Origin of the sequence: Mycobacterium sp. E3247, from assembly GCF_001667785.1 — a bacterium.
Classification (GTDB): Bacteria; Actinomycetota; Actinomycetes; order Mycobacteriales; family Mycobacteriaceae; genus Mycobacterium.
In genome coordinates, this window is record NZ_LZJG01000312.1 from 1 (window position 1) to 15034 (window position 15034).

The 15034-nt window shown below is 68.8% G+C and carries 14 protein-coding genes; 6 read left to right on the forward strand and 8 right to left on the reverse strand.

What is annotated here, in order from left to right; genetic code table 11:
* The coding region (locus A9X04_RS16845; RefSeq protein ID WP_067922634.1) for an acyl-CoA dehydrogenase family protein at positions 1–726 on the reverse strand (726 nt) is incomplete at its 3' end.
* Between the two features lie 3 nt (positions 727–729).
* The gene (locus tag A9X04_RS16850) at positions 730–1920 is read right to left on the reverse strand and encodes an acyl-CoA dehydrogenase family protein (protein WP_067922637.1); all 1191 of its coding nucleotides are present in this window, start codon (positions 1918–1920) and stop codon (positions 730–732) included.
* Between the two features lie 255 nt (positions 1921–2175).
* Here A9X04_RS16850 and A9X04_RS30965 point away from each other — a divergent pair, with 255 nt between their 5' ends.
* Entirely contained in the window at positions 2176–2340 is a 165-nt protein-coding gene (locus A9X04_RS30965; RefSeq protein ID WP_197509197.1) for a hypothetical protein, read from the forward strand.
* A gap of 16 nt (positions 2341–2356) precedes the next feature.
* Here A9X04_RS30965 and A9X04_RS16855 read toward each other — a convergent pair whose 3' ends face one another.
* The 3 genes from A9X04_RS16855 to A9X04_RS16865 all read right to left on the reverse strand — a co-directional run bounded on the left by A9X04_RS16855 (position 2357) and on the right by A9X04_RS16865 (position 7226).
* Positions 2357–3070, reverse strand: coding sequence for an MIP/aquaporin family protein (locus A9X04_RS16855; protein WP_082975049.1), 714 nt, complete (start codon positions 3068–3070; stop codon positions 2357–2359).
* A gap of 109 nt (positions 3071–3179) precedes the next feature.
* Positions 3180–5867: an FHA domain-containing protein gene (locus A9X04_RS16860; RefSeq protein WP_082975051.1), complete on the reverse strand. Its 2688-nt coding sequence runs from the start codon at positions 5865–5867 to the stop codon at positions 3180–3182.
* Positions 5868–6188: 321 nt separating this feature from the next.
* Positions 6189–7226, reverse strand: coding sequence for an alpha/beta hydrolase (locus A9X04_RS16865; protein ID WP_067922643.1), 1038 nt, complete (start codon positions 7224–7226; stop codon positions 6189–6191).
* Between the two features lie 206 nt (positions 7227–7432).
* On the opposite strand from A9X04_RS16865, the gene A9X04_RS16870 reads away from it, so the two are divergent.
* Entirely contained in the window at positions 7433–8278 is an 846-nt protein-coding gene (locus A9X04_RS16870) for an SDR family oxidoreductase (RefSeq protein ID WP_067922646.1), read from the forward strand.
* 12 nt (positions 8279–8290) lie between these two features.
* Here A9X04_RS16870 and A9X04_RS16875 read toward each other — a convergent pair whose 3' ends face one another.
* From A9X04_RS16875 to A9X04_RS16885, 3 genes are all read right to left on the reverse strand, one after another.
* Complete coding sequence (locus A9X04_RS16875; RefSeq protein ID WP_067922650.1) at positions 8291–8794, reverse strand: isoprenylcysteine carboxyl methyltransferase family protein; 504 nt, start codon at positions 8792–8794, stop codon at positions 8291–8293.
* A gap of 11 nt (positions 8795–8805) precedes the next feature.
* Entirely contained in the window at positions 8806–9912 is a 1107-nt protein-coding gene (locus A9X04_RS16880) for a type III polyketide synthase (protein ID WP_082975053.1), read from the reverse strand.
* A 124-nt stretch (positions 9913–10036) separates the two neighbouring features.
* Complete coding sequence (locus A9X04_RS16885) at positions 10037–12283, reverse strand: molybdopterin oxidoreductase family protein (RefSeq protein WP_082975055.1); 2247 nt, start codon at positions 12281–12283, stop codon at positions 10037–10039.
* A gap of 138 nt (positions 12284–12421) precedes the next feature.
* Between A9X04_RS16885 and A9X04_RS30490 the strand changes: the two genes are divergently transcribed.
* The 4 genes from A9X04_RS30490 to A9X04_RS16900 form a co-directional block, all read left to right on the forward strand.
* Positions 12422–12598, forward strand: a complete 177-nt coding sequence (locus A9X04_RS30490) for a hypothetical protein (protein WP_156764393.1) — start codon at positions 12422–12424, stop codon at positions 12596–12598.
* Between the two features lie 123 nt (positions 12599–12721).
* Entirely contained in the window at positions 12722–13156 is a 435-nt protein-coding gene (locus A9X04_RS16890) for a nuclear transport factor 2 family protein (protein WP_067922657.1), read from the forward strand.
* 183 nt (positions 13157–13339) lie between these two features.
* On the forward strand, positions 13340–14728 hold the full coding sequence (locus tag A9X04_RS16895) for a wax ester/triacylglycerol synthase family O-acyltransferase (protein ID WP_067922660.1): 1389 nt from the start codon (positions 13340–13342) through the stop codon (positions 14726–14728).
* Between the two features lie 57 nt (positions 14729–14785).
* Positions 14786–15034, forward strand: a 249-nt coding sequence (locus A9X04_RS16900; protein WP_304442400.1) for an alpha/beta fold hydrolase, incomplete at its 3' end; no start/stop codon positions are given.

Here is a 15034-nt window from a genome sequence, read left to right on the forward strand (position 1 = left end):
GACGCCCACCAAGTCGAGCGACCCCAGGGCGACGGCGGCGTTGGCCACGCGCCGCAACGCCGTGGCGGTGGCGTCGCCCACCAGCGCGTCGGCGCCGACCATGACGTCGTCGAAGCGGGCCGTGAACGCCCGGTGCCCGCCCGCCATGGCGAGCGGCTCCACGGACACACCGGGGGCGTCGGGGTCGACGACGAACACCAACGTATCGTCTTGCACCGCAGCCGATATCACGATGACGTCGGCGACGTCGGCGTCGGCAATGTAGTCCGCGGTGCCGCTCAGCCGCCAACCCGCGGCAACGGGATCGGCCCGCAGCTCGGCCGACACCACGGCGGCGTCGCGTGGGCTCCACAGCGCGGTGGTGCCGCGGATCGCGCCCGACACAAGGCCCGGCAGCAAGCTCCGCTTGGCCACCGGGGAGCCGAGTTGATCGATCGCCAGCGCCGCGTGGATGCTGCTGGCGATCGTCGTCGGGCACAGCGCGCGTCCGGCCTCGATGGAGAAAACGGCGAGGTCGTCCAGCGTGCCGCCGGAGCCGCCGTACTCCTCGCCGATGACCAGCCCGAGCACACCCGCCTCGGTCAGCGCCTTCCACAGCGCTGGGCTACGCCGGTCGGCGCCCGGTTCGGTCAGCGCGCGCACCAGGGGCACCGGGCACTCGGCGGCCAGGAGGGCGCGCAGCGATGACGCGAACGCGCGCTGTTCGGCGGTGGGTATCACCTTCATGCGTCAGCGCCCGTAGCTGGGCATGTTGTGCCCGCGCTGGGCGATGATGTCGCGGAGCACCTCGTTGGTGCCGCCGCCGAATCGCATCAGGGGCGCCGCCCGGTAGAGCCGCTCGAACGTGCCGGCCAGCGGCGCGGCAGGGCTGCGGTGCGCCAGCAAGCCGTCCGGGCCGAGCAGATCGAGCGCGAGGACGGCGATGCGCTGGCGCAGCTCGCTGGTGAACACCTTTTCGACGCTGACCTCCACCGAGGGGATCACTCCGCCGTCGAGGATGGACGCGGCCTCGTAGCCCATCAGGGTGGCGACCGCCACGTCCGCCTCGGCCTGCGCGAGCCTGCGCCGCAGCGACGGGCTTGCGGCCGGCACGGTGCCATCGCGTCGCGGCCGCCGCGCGAGCTCCCGCAACTCGTCCACGGCGCGCCGCAGGTCGCCCGCGTTGGTCAGCGCACCGCGTTCCAGATCCAGCGCGCCGGTGATGTAGGTCCAGCCGCGGTTGACTTCGCCCACCAGGTTGGTGACCGGCACCCGCACGTCGCGAAAATGCACCTCGTTGGTGCGGTAGCCCGACCACGCGTAGAGCGGGCGGACCGTCACGCCGGGACTGTCGATTCCGACGACGATGACCGAGATGCCCCGATGGCGGGCGGCCGCGGGATCGGTGCGCACGCAGAGCCACTCGTGGGTGGCACGCTGCGCGCCGCTGTTCCAGATCTTGGTGCCGTTGATCACCCACTCGTCGCCGTCGCGGACCGCACTGGTGCGCAGGTTGGCCAGGTCGGTGCCCGCGTCGGGCTCGGAATATCCGACGGCGCAGATCATTTCGCCCCTGGCAATCAGGGGTAGCCATTCGGCTCTGTTCCGTTCGGTACCGTGCCGCATGATCATGGGCGCCACCGAGGTGACCGTCAGATCGGGCCCGGGCACGCCCCAGTACTCGAATTCGCTCATCAACAGGTGCAGGTGCATGGCACCCAGGCCCTCTTTGTCGGCAAGGCCGCCGTACTCGGGTGGCCAGTTCAGCCCGAACCAGCCCTTCTGCCCGATCTTGCGACGGAACCGCGCCACCTCTCCGTCCGGGAATTCCAGGTCGTGCTGGGCGAGCTCGGCGCGCAGCTCCGCGGTGACGTTGTCGTGGAGGAACTCGCGGACCTCGGCCAGCCACGCGCGCTGCCCGGCGTCGAGTTCGAAATCCATGCGGGCGCCTGTGCCTTTCTGCCAGCCTTACACCAAGCAGCGTCAGCGTAACGCTACGGCGATCGTGCGCCCGGAATTTCGCCGCAACGTCAGGCCCGGCGCCGGTGATTCGTGGGCGCCGACTGTAAATACGCTGTCAAACTCCCGTTAATTCGCATCGGCGCTCTCGCAGATCGGTGGCACGGCTGCCAAAATTTGTGAATCGGCTGGTCGACGCGGACCAGGACCTGCCCGAGGGAGCCCGAGGGAGATGTCATGCCCACCGTTGAGACACGCCTCCGCGAAGACTTACGCAACTATGCCGTCGAATTGCGGCAACTGGCATACACCCTCCCGCTCGGTGTGGGCGAGCACGCGCTCTTGCAGTTGTCCGACCGCATGCGCGCCGCCGCCGAGCAGGCCATGCGCAAGGGAGCCTGACCGCGATCCGACGCGCTCACGCGTCGTCCGGGTTCAAACCGGCAAACGTCAGTCCTGCGGCGACGGCGGCCATGGCCTGCGCGACCAGATAGATCCATAACGTCGGCCACGCGAACAGACCATCGAGCGCGGCACCCACTGCGACCGACGGGTTGAACGCGCCACCGGAGACGGAGCCGACCGCGAAAGCCCCTGCCACCACGGTGAATCCGATGGCCAGGCCGTAGTACGAGTTGTCGGGGTGCGCGCTGCTCGTGGCGACGTTGAGCACGACGTAGCACAGGGCGAAGGTGAACAGGAACTCCACGACGAACACGGCGACCAGTCTGTCGGTCGGCAGCACCAGCGTCGCCGGCCTCCCGGCGTGCGCGGGGTCGACGACCCAGTGCACCACCGCCGCCGCGATCAGCCCGGCGCCCAATTGCGCGGCCCAGTACCAGGCGGCCTCCGCCGCCGATATCCGCCGCCGCACCAGCACGGCCAGCGTGACCGCCGGGTTGTAGTGGCCCCCGGAGATGTGGCCGCCCGCGTAGACCATCACCATCAGTACCGCACCGATCGCCAGAGGCGCCAGCGGGTTTCCGCTGCCGGCCGCGGCACCGCAGGTGAACACCAAGAAAAAGGTGCCGATCGCCTCGACCACGCACTTCGCTGCGGTACGTGAGCGGCCGGCGGCGGGGTCCGCTTCGACAGCGATGTCCTTGCCCTCGAGCTGGGTGATTCGTTGCATGACACCACCATCACCCGGGATGGGGGCGGCGTCGTCGGTGCTGCCGCCCGTCGACGCCCCCGGCTGGCGTCAGTTTCGCGATTCCTGCCAGCCGCAACCGCCTGCCCGCTCAGCCGCCCTTGAGCCGGATCTTCCAGCGGACGAAGCTCAGGTAGAAGACGCTGATCACCACCAGCATGCCGATGTCGAACCACCACGCGGCCGGCGTGTGCCGCCAGTGCGAGTCCTTCGGGCTGAGCGGGCCGGGAACCAATTTGGACAGGTCCGCGGTGGAGGCCGACGCCGCGAAGCCCCAGCGCGCCGGAGTGGCCCAGGACATCTGGTCCAGCCCGAGCCGGCCCGTCACCGGGATCATGCCGCCGGAGAACACCAGCTGCGACATCACGGCCACCACCAGCAGCGGCATGATCTGTTCGTTCGACTTGGCGATGGCCGACAGCGCCAACCCGAGCATGGCCGACGCCACGCACGTCAGCGCGACGTCGGCGAACAGTTCGAGACCGGGCCGGCCGAGGGCCACCGCACCCTGGGTCGGACCGCCCTTGCCGATCAGCACGATGATGGTCACGATCGCCGACTGGATGACCGCGAAAACCGTGTAGACGCAGACCTTGGCCAGCAGGTAGGCGCTGGTGGACAGCCCGACCGCCTGTTCGCGCAAAAAGATCGGGCGTTCACCGATCAGGTCACGGATGGTCAGCGCAGTTCCCATGAACACCGCACCGACGTTGAGCAGCACCAGGATCTGCCCGGGTTCGTTGGGCGCGGCGCCGTACGGGTTGGGGATGCCGAACCCGACGTTGCCGGGCACCGACATGGACAGCGAACCCATGATGAACGGCAGCACCGCCAGGAACACGAAGTAGCCCCGGTCGGAGAAGATCAGCCGGACCTGCCGCCGCGCGATCGTGGAGAACTGCCGGACGAGGCTGGTGTGCGACGGGTCGCCCAGGTCGGCGGGCTGCTGCGCGGGCGGCGGCGGCGGCTGCGGGCCGGTGCGGGCCAGGTAGCGGGCCTTCGCCCCGTCGGGATCGCCCGCGACGCTGCTGAAAATGTCGGCCCAGTTCGTGGTCCCCATGGCCGCCCCGATCTGGCTGGGCGGCCCACAGAAGGCGGTCTTGCCGCCGGGGGCCAGCAGCAGGACCTGATCGCAGACGTCCAGGTAGGTCAGCGAGTGGGTGACCACGAGCACCACGCGGCCGGCGTCGGCCAGCTGCCGCAGCATGGTCATCACCTGGCGGTCCAGCGCGGGGTCCAGGCCGGAGGTCGGCTCGTCGAGGATCAGCAGCGACGGCCCGGTCAGCAACTCCAGGGCGACCGAGGCGCGCTTGCGCTGGCCGCCGGAGAGCTTGTCGACCCGGGTGTGCAGGTGCTGGGTCATCTCGAGTTCCTCGAGCACCCGGGCGACCACCTGGGCCCGGTCGTCCTTGGTGGTATCCGGCGGCAGCCGCAGCTCGGCGGCGTACATCAGCGCCTGCTGCACCGTCAGCTGCCCGTGCACCACGTCGTCCTGGGGCACCATGCCGATCCTGCTGCGCAGCGAGGCGTACTCGGCGTGTACGTTGTGGCCCTCGAACGCGACGGTGCCCCTGGTCGGGTGCGTGTACCCCGCGACCAGCCGGGCGAACGTCGACTTGCCCGCCCCCGACGGCCCGATGACGGCCGTCAGCGTCCCGGGCTGCGCGCCCAACGAGATGTCGTCCAGCAGCGTCTTGTTGTTCTCGATCGTCCACGTCACGCCACGCACGTCCAGCCCACCCGTGGGGGTCGCGGTCGCGCTCTCGTCGCGCCGGGCCAGCGTGCCGCCGGCGAAGACGAGGTCGATGTTGCCGATCGTGACGACGTCGCCGTCGTGTAGCACCGCCGAGTCGACCCGGGCGCCGTTGACGAAGGTGCCGTTGATGCTGCGGTTGTCGTGGATCTCGGTGCCGTGCGGCGTCGGGACCAAGGTGGCGTGATGGCGCGACGCCAGCACTTCGGGAATGACGATGTCGTTGTCGTTGGCCCGACCGATCTTGATCGCGCCCGGGACCGATTCCGCAGCCTTGCCCGGCCGCAGGATCTTCATCATCGATGTCGCGATGTTGGACGCGTCGCCGCCGACCCGCCCGGTCTCCAATCCCGCCGGCTGCCCGGCGGGGGCCGCGTTCATGGGCTGCGGGCGGTAGATCTGCGGCGCGTGTTGCGCTCCGCTGGGCGGCGCCGCCGGGTGGGCGCCGGTCGGGTACCGCGGCTGCGGGGCCGACGGGTGGCTCGGCATCGATCCGCTCGGCGGATGCACGGGCTGCGGCCCGCTGGGCGGGTGGACGGGCTGCGGCCCACTCGGCTGATGCGTGGGCTGCCGGAACGAGGCCGACGCCGGTTGGTGCGGCTGGCCGGGCCAGTGCGCGCCGGACGGTTGGGACTGGGTCACACGGGGGTTCGCCGCGGCGGCCGGGCTGACGATCGGGATCGACGTCGTCAGCGGGGGTCGCCCGGCCGAGCCCTGGTGGCGGCCGACCTCGAAGGTCAGCGCCGGCCCGTCCGGATTGCCGATGTTGACGCGCATGCCGTCCTGGATGTCGACCATGGGCACGCGATGGTGATTGACGAACAGCCCGTTGAGGCTGCCGTTGTCGATGGCTATCCATCGGCCCTGGTCGAATCGGACGATGAGGTGCGTGCGGGAGATCAAGGGATGTGCCACGCGGACGTCGGCGCGGAGGTCACGCCCGATCGCGACATCGTTGCCTGCGGCGAACGTGCGCTCGGATCCTTCGTACCGCACGGTCAATACAGGTGGGGCTGATCGGCTCATTACGACCAACTGTATCGGCAGCGCCGGGAATCGGGTCGTGGAATCTCGACCGGGTGGACTCCCCGCGCCCCGGCGCCGGCCGGCCCGCCGTCCCTGCCTGAGGGGGACGACGGTCTTCCCGACGACGTTCCCGTCGCCGATGCCGCGAAGAAGCGGCGTGCCGGGGCCCGCCTCGGAGTTCCCCTCGGGCGGTCAGGGTCCGACTGGGCGGAGCGGCGGCGCACGGTGCCGGCGACGCCCACAGTCGAGGACGGTGACGGGCAGTGGCGGTTACCGATCATGGCCGGATAGGCTTGCTGCCCTGCCACTTTCGTAGTTAAGTTAGCCGGCTGCCGCGGTGGTGTGCAGGCCGCGCCGCCACGGTGGAGCCTCGGCGGTGACGTCCTTGACGAAATCCCCCATATGGCGGATGGCGCGCCTGCCCTCCGGCAGGATGTCCGCCGCCAACGGAAAATCGTGGATCTGGCCGTCCCACAGGTGTAGATCACACGGAATGCCGCTGGCTTCCAAGCGCTTTGCCATCAGCTCGGCATCCGGGAGCAGCAGTTCATCGGAGCTGGCGTGGATGGTAACGGGCGGCAGCGCGGACAGGTCCGCGTCCACCGGCGAGGCCACGGCGGAGTCGCGGCGCCCCTCCACAACCTGTGCCTGACTCAGGTATTGGGCGAACATCGACAACGCCCCGCGCGTGAACATCGAGCACTTCCGCGCGTTGGGGTGCCGCAGTTTTCGCGCCGGGTCGGCATCGGTGAACGGTGAGATGGTCGCAATTCCCGCCGGCCGCATCACTTCGTTGCGAATGGCCAACAGCGTGGTCATGAACGCGAGATATCCGCCGGCGGAGTCGCCGGCGACGACCACCTGGTCAGCGTCGAAGCCACGATCCTGCAGCCAGCGAAGCCCGCTGATCCCGTCGTCGATCGCGTCGGTGATGTGATGCGAGGGCAGCTTTCGGTATCCCACGGTGAGCACCGCCGCATCCGCCGCCTTCGACAAGCGGGTGACCACCGAGCGGTGCGTGTTGAGACCGCAGGTGAGGAAGGCGCCGCCGTGCAAATAGAGGATCGCCCGGTCGGTCGACGCGCCGGGGGCGCAAACCCACTCGGCCGCACAGTTTTCCAGTCGCACCGGTTCGATTTCGGCGGAGATGCCCACGCGCGGCACCAATCCCGCGAGCCCGTCGACGTACTCGAATGGCCAGTGCAGGTTGGGAGTAACGGCCCAGGCGCGCACGGTGTTCTTCACGATCAATCGGCTGGCCAAGGAGACCGCGACCGATTGCGGGCTGTGGCGCCGGTGGACCCGCCGCTTCATTGCGCCACTTGGCAATACGCGATGTGGATCGGTGGTGCTAACCATGCAATCCCTCCTAAGTGGGCAGGGGATACCCGCGCGAGGCCGGGAAAAACTGCGCGTGAAGGTGTCGCGAATGTTGGGTACATCACGGTTTACCACCGGTGGCCGGTGGGTATAGGTGAGCTTTCCGGCTCTTGATGCAGGGCTCTTCAGAGAGCTCCAGGGGCCCGGGCCTCGCGAATCTGGCCCGGTGGCCCAGGATATGAGCCATGAAACCCGAGATGCGGCCTGACCCGCTGTTGAGTGGCCGGGTCGCGGTGGTGACCGGCGGTGGCGGCGGCATCGGCGCGGCCACCGCCAGGGTGTTCGCGGCGCAGGGAGCCCACGTGGTGATCGTCGACGTGGATGCCGCGCTAGCCGCAGCGACGGTCGACGACATCGCGGCCGCGGGCGGATCGGCCGTGGCCGTGGTCAGCGACGTCCGGGACGCGGATGCGGTCGACGACTTGGCGCGGTCGGTGCTCGATCGCTACGGTCGGGCCGACGTCCTGGTCAACAACGTGGGCCACTGGCTGCGGCATCCGGGCGACTTCGTCGACACCGACGCGCAATTCTGGGACGAGCTCTACCGGATCAACCTGCACCACGTCCTCCTGGTCACCCGGGCTTTCCTGCCGGCGATGATCGCCCGGCGGTCCGGCGCGATCGTCAATGTCTCCTCCGTGGAGGGGTTGCGCGGCTACCCGGAGGACCCGGTCTATGCCGCCTTCAAGGCCGCCGTCATCCAGTTCACCCGCAGCCTCGCCGTGCAGGTGGGCGGGCACGGGGTGCGGGTCAACGCGATCGCCCCTGACGTGACGGAATCGCTGCAGGTGCCCTACTCGCAATGGCTGTCGCCCGAAGAGCAGGCGCAGTGGCCGCAATGGGTTCCGGTAGGCCGGATGGGGGTGCCCGAGGATCAGGCCGACGTGATCCTGTTTCTGGCGTCGGACTTGTCGGCGTTCGTCACCGGCCACACCATCCCGACCGACGGCGGAACCGGCGCGGCGGGCGGCTGGTTCCGCTCGTCGCGCCGGCCCGACCGCGAGTGGACGAATCGTCCGATCGCGCCGTGATCGTCCGGGCCCTCAGACCAGCCCCAACGCGGCGTTCTCCGCCCGGATCCGGACGTTGAGCACCAGTGCGTTCGCGATGCTGAACGCGATCGCCGTCAGCCACGCCGAGTGCACCAGCGGCAGCGCGGCCACCTCCGCCGTGACGGCGGCGTAATTCGGGTGGCGTACCCATCGATAGAGCCCGTCGCGCACCAACGGCGCGCCCGGGATGACGATGAGCCGTGGATTCCAGCGCCTGCCGAGCACACTCACGCAGCGCCAGCGCACCGCGGTGCTCAGCGCCACCACAGCGAGCATCGGCCAGCCCAGCCATCCGATGAACGGCCGTGCGAACACCCAGGTTTCCACGACGCATGAAACCAGCAGCAGGGCATGCATGCTGACCATGGCCGGGTAGTGGTCACGGCCGAATTCCTTGCCGCCGTGCGCGAGTGACCATTTGGTGTTCCGTTGTGAGACCGCCAGCTCCACCAGGCGCTCGACGCCGATGGCCAGAATGAACAGGTAGTAGTACATGGCCTCGTCCCTCACCACTGCAGCAGGAGCAGCTCGAAGCTGAAGCCCGGCCCCATCGCCAGCATCACCCCGAAGGCCCCTTCGGCGGGCGGTTGGGCGACGGTTCGGCGCAGGACGTCGAGCACGGACGCCGAGGAGATGTTGCCGTTGTCCCGCATCGAGTTTCGGCTGTGCACCAACGCCTCCGGCGGGAGTTCAAGCGCTTCCTCGATCGAGTCGAGGACTTTCGGGCCGCCGGGATGACACACCCACGCCGAGACGTCGGCCAGGGACAGGCCGTGGTCGGCCAGGAAACCGTCGACCTCGTCCCGCAGGTAGGCATCGGCCATCTTGGGCACGTCGCGCGACATCACCAGCTGGAACCCGCTGGATCCCACGTTCCACCCCATGACGTCAACGGTCTCGGGCACCACACAGCTGCGCGTACCCAAGAGCCGGGGCGCACGACGTCCGTTGTGGGCGGGGGGGATTCGGTCGGCTCCGGTGGCGACCACGGCGGCGGCGCCGTCACCGAACAGGGAGACCCCGATCAGGGCGGGGATCGAGGTGTCGTCGCGCTGCAGCGTGAGGGAGCACAACTCGACCGACAGGAGCACGGCCACATCCCCCGGGTAGCCATGCAGGTAGTCGTGCACGCGCGCCATCCCGGCGGCGCCGGCCACACAGCCGAGGCCGAACAGCGGAACGCGCTTGATGTTGGGCCGCAGGCCGATTCGGGTCATCAGCCGCGCGTCGATGGTCGGCACCGCGACGCCGGTGCTGGAGACCATCACGATGGTGTCCACCTCGTGTGCCGCGATGCCGGCCTCCTCCAGCGCCGAACGTATCGCCCGTTCGCCGAGATCGACGGCGACCTCGAGATAGGCGTCGTTGGCTTCGGTGAAGCCGCTCAGCTGTGGGTAGCGTGACAGCGGCAGCGCGAGGCTGCGGTGGTCTACCCCCGTCGTCTCGGCGAAACGCAGGAACCGCGGATCGGTGAATTCGGTGAGCTCGCGGGCGACTTCGTCCTGGTTGTACCGGTGCGGGGTGAAGGCCACCGCCGCCCCGGCGATGTGCGGTGCGCCCTGCTCGCGGTGAGCGGCCCGGCGCGGCGATGTGAGATGCGTTGTTGCGGTCATGCCTATGCCGACGACGGGCCGCGCCGCACGGTTCATCCGAATGACTCGGGGGTGAGATGAACCACACGGCGGCGCTTGCCGTTAACCAACCGAGGGGGTGGCAGGGGACGTAGCGCGACGCGAGTCAGGGTGTCTGCGCGGGGCGGAACCGGGCCTGGTCGTCGATGACCGTGACCGGTATGCCGTTGAGCGCACCGTTTCCGGACGGCTCGTCGATAAACGTCGGTGGGGAAAGCACATTCGTGTTGACCCCCGGTGAACTGTTGGCGACCGACAGGCGAGTGCCCGGCTTGCCGTGCCCCCATCCGTGAGGCATCGACACCACGCCCGGTTTGATCGCGTCGGTGATCTCCACGGGCACCTTGATCTCGCCGGCCGCCGACTTCACGGTGACGACATCGTCGTCGGCGACACCGCAGCGCGCAGCATCGTCGGGATGAATCAGCAACGTGCAGCGGTCCTTTCCCTTCATCAGCGCCGGCACGTTGTGCAGCCAGGTGTTGTTCGAGCGCAGGTGCCTGCGACTGACCAGGACCAGCGGCTCGGCGGGCCGCTCCAGCCGCGCCGTGAGCCTCGGCAGGTCATCCAGCAGGTATTGCGGGGCGAGATGGATCTTCTTGTCGAGGGTGCCCAAGATCTCGGGCAGCTGCGGCACCATCGGGCCGAAGTCGATGCCGTTCGGGTTGGCCTTGAGCATGTCCAGGGTGAGCCCGCCCGGGTTCTTGCCGTACTGGTCCCCGAACGGCCCGGTGCGCAGCGTGAGGTCCAGCATGCGCTCGGGGCCACCTTTCAAACCGGCTTCGTCATACAGCTTGCGGATCTCCGCGCCGTCGAGGCCCCGGGTGAAGGCGAGGTAGTCGAAGAAGCCGTCGTCGATCGCCGCGACGTCGACGTCCTCGGCCGGTGTCCCGGTGCATAGGCCGGTCAGCCGGATCAGGATCTCCCACTCGTGCGGGCGGTCGCCCGGATCAAACACCGGCGCGGAGTAGTTCGCGATGCTGCGGATCGCGAAAAGCAGGATCAGGTCGTCGTGGTGCGGCTGCTCCAGCGGGGACAGGCCCGGCAGTATCACATCGGCGTGCCGCGTCGTCTCGTTGAGCCAAAGGTCAACGGAGATCATCGCTTCCAGCGTCGGCAAGACCTCGTCGAGCTTGTCGCCGCCCGGGGTGGACAGGACCGGATTGCCTGCGACGGTGATCAGCGCCTTGAGCTGGCCCTCGCCCGGGGTGGCGATCTCCTCGGCCATGCAGGACACCGGCGCCTGGCCCAGCACTTCCTTCGCCCCGCGCACCCGGGTGTGCCAGCGGCCGAATTCGGGCAGGCCGCCCTCCAGGCCGGGCAGCGGCTGCGTGGTGATCGACCACGCCGCCGGCTTCGGAAACATCGCTCCCCCGGGCACGTCGAAGTGGCCGGTCAGGATGTTGATCACGTCCACCAGCCAGCTGGCCAGGCTGCCGAACTCTTGGTTGCACAAACCAATTCGCCCGTACACCACGGATCTCTCGGTGCCGGCGAGCTCCCGGGCCAGAAGCCGGATGCGGTGCCCGTCGATGCCGGTGACCGCGCTGACCCGTTCCGGCGGCCACTCCGCGGCCACCCGGCGCATGGTGTCGACACCGTCGACGTGCGGCCCTGGATTGATCAGGTCTTCGTCGAACAGCGTGTGCGCCACGGCCAGCAGCAGCGCGGCGTCGGTGCCGGGCACGATGGGAAGCCATTCGTCGGCGCGGTCCGCCGTCTGCGTGCGCACCGGGTCGATCACGATCACCTTGCCTCGCTTGCTGATCGCCTCGATCAGGCCCATCACGTTGGGCGCGGCCAGCAGCGACCCCTGCGACGCGGCGGGGTTGGCCCCCATGATGACCATCAGGTCGGTGCGTTCGATGTCGGGCACCGGGAAGTTCCACCAGAGGCCGTACATCAGGTGTGAGGACAGGTTCTTCGGCCATTGGTCGACCGTTCCCGGCGAATACGTCACCGGCATGCCGGACATACCCATCAGCACACCGGCGTACCGGGCCAGCGAAAACGAGTGCGCCAGCGGGTTGCCCGTGTAGGCGGTGACCGCGCCGATCCCGTATTTCTCGATCACCGGCGTCAGCAATTCGGTGCAGCGGCGGAAGGCCGCGTCCCAGCTGACCTCGCGCCATTGGCCGTCGACCTTGATCATGGGCCGGCGGATGCGATCCGGGTCGTCGTGCAGCGCCGCAAGTGAGACACCCTTTGGGCAGATGTGTCCGCGGCTCCACACGTCGTCGCGGTTTCCCCGGATGCCGGTGACCTTGCCGCCGTCGACCCGAATCTCCAAGCCGCACATGGCTTCACAGAGGGGGCAGGTGCGCAGGTGCCTGCCGTCTTCGCCCGTTGTCACCCACCCACTGTATTCCGCTACCAACCGTCGCGGAAGTGGCAAAATGCGGCAACCGGCGGCCGACGAATTCCTTGAGAGACGTTTGAATCGGGTCGGTGCGCTGTACAAGGGCGAGTCGCCGAACTTAGCGTCGACGCCGTGAGCGATCACGCCACCGGCATCGAATACCTGCGCGCTGAAGTCATCGACCGGATAGACGCCCAGCCCTTCGAGGACTGGTCCCCCGCCCTGCTGCGGGCCCTGATCGCGGTCTTCGACCTGAACGGCGTGGTCCCGGCCACCCCCCGCGCCTTCCGGCCGCACATCGTGAAGTAGCCGTCGCAAGCGCGAAAACGGCACTGGCAGAGCGCTTTCCACGACGCCTCGGTGACGGGGCAACGTCCGCGTATTAGGCTCCGGGAAAGCCCGGCAACCCGGCGGGAGAACGGAGCCACCGCGGTGGAGATGTGGGAACTGTCCGCGCGTGAGCGGATCCGCGACACGATCGCCCGCTACAACTGGGCCGGAGACGCCGGCGATGCGGACGGCCTGGCCGCGACGTTCTGCGCGGACGGCGTCCTGGAAATCCGCGGCCGCGAGCCGCTGCGGGGACGATCGGCGATCGCCGCGTTTCTGCGCGGTGTGGCCGTCACCCGGGAAGCAGACGTCAAGCCGATCGTCCGGCACATCGTCACCAACGTGCTGTTCACCGGGCTCAGCCACGACACGGCGCACGTCTCGTCGTACTTCACCGTGGTCACCCACGTCGGCCTCGACCATGCCGGCCGCTACCGCGACACCTTGGTGCCCGACGGCGGCACCTGGCTCATCAGCCATCGAAAGGTGTCGACCGACTGGGTGGCCCCGGACTCCGCCATGGCTCGCCGCAGATGAACGTCGGTGGCGATTCCGTTGAATGTCTGGCCGACGATGTTTGCCGCGGACCGCTCAACGGCTACAGATAGAAATCACACCTAGACATTGCGGTTGATCCTGATTGCGTTCGCCGGCGGGCCCCGGGACTGAGCGCACGCTGTGTGACCAGCGGTCATAGCCGCACCGACGAGACGAGCCGATATGGAACGACTGAGCGGTTTTGACGCGTTCTTCCTGTACATGGAATCACCGACGCAGCCCTTGAACGTTTGCTGTGTGCTGGAGTTGGACCCGTCGACCATGCCGGGTGGCTACACATTCGGCCGGTTGCATGAAGCGCTGTCGGCGCGGCTGGACGCGGTGCCGGAATTCCGTCTCAAGCTGGCCGACAGCCAACTGAACCTCGACCATCCGGTGTGGACCGACGACGATGATTTCGACCTCGGGCGGCATCTGCACCGTGCTGCGGTCCCGGCGCCCGGCGGGCCCCGGGAGTTAGCGGAGATCTGTGGTCACGTCGCCGGGCTCCCACTCGATCGCGATCGACCGCTGTGGGAGATGTGGGTGATCGAGGGCCTGCACGGCAACGAGGCGCTGGCCGTCGTCCTCAAGGTTCACCACGCGGTGGTGGACGGGGTGGGTGGGGCCAACCTGTTGGCCCAGTTGTGCAGCAGCGCGCCCGACGCCCCGGCGCCGGAACCCGCCACCCGCGTCGGCGCGGCGAATCCCCTGCTGATCGCCGCCTCCGGGCTGGTCGCCGCCGGGCTGCGGCCGTGGCGCCTGGCCAAGGTGTTGCCGACGACCGCGCTGACGCTGGCCCAGACGGTGCTGCGCGCCCGCGGCGGTGGACACACCATGGCGGCCCCGTTCGCCGGGCCGCCGACGCCTTTCAGCGGCCGCTTCACCAAACGCCGCAACGTCGCCTTGGCCAGCCTGGACCTTGAAGACGTCAAGAAGGTCAAGAACAGGTTCGGCGTCACCGTCAACGACGTGGTCACCGCGCTGTGCGCGGGGGCGCTGCGGCAGTTCTTGCTGGAGCGGGGCGAACTGACCGACAGGCCGCTGGTGGCCAGTGTGCCGGTTTCGGTCCGGGGCAAATCGGACCGGCCGGGCCGCAACCAGACCACCTGGATGCTGTGCCGGCTGGAAACCCACATCGACGACCCGGCGCAACGACTGCGCAGCATCGCCGAAGGCAACACCGCCGCCAAGGAGCACGCCGCCGCCCTCGGTCCCAGCCTGCTGCAGGACTGGACGCAGGTGGCCGGACAGACGATGTTCGGCGCCGCGATGAAGCTGCTGCCGCGCATACCCCTGCCTGAGAAGCCGCCGCACAACCTGGTGATGTCCAACGTGCCCGGCCCGCAGGAACAGCTCTACTTCCTGGGCTGCCGGCTCGACGCCATGTACCCGCTCGGCCCGATCATCGCCGGCGCCGGACTCAACATCACCGTGATGTCGCTCAACGGGCGGCTCGGCATCGGCCTCATCGCCTGCCCCGACCTGGTCGCCGACCTGTGGGACGTCGCCGACGCCTTCCCCGCCGCGCTCAAAGAGCTGCTGAATTGCAGCGAGCCCAGCCACGATTAAACCCGGCCCGCGCAGCCCCGTCGGACCACGCGGCCGTGGCATGGCAAGGTGACTTCCGTGGCACACACCGTTGCGCAACATGACCTGCGTGAAATCAGCACTCCCAAGGGCGCTTTGCGCTACTACGACACCGGCCCGGAATCCGCCCCGGTGCTGCTGTTCCTGCACGGCTCCGGCCCGGGCGTCACCGGATGGCGCAACTTTCGCGGCATCCTGCCCGCGTTCGCCGAGCGGTTCCGCTGCCTGATCCTGGAGTTTCCCGGCTTCGGTGTCAGCGACGACTTCGGCGGCCACCCGATGGTCACC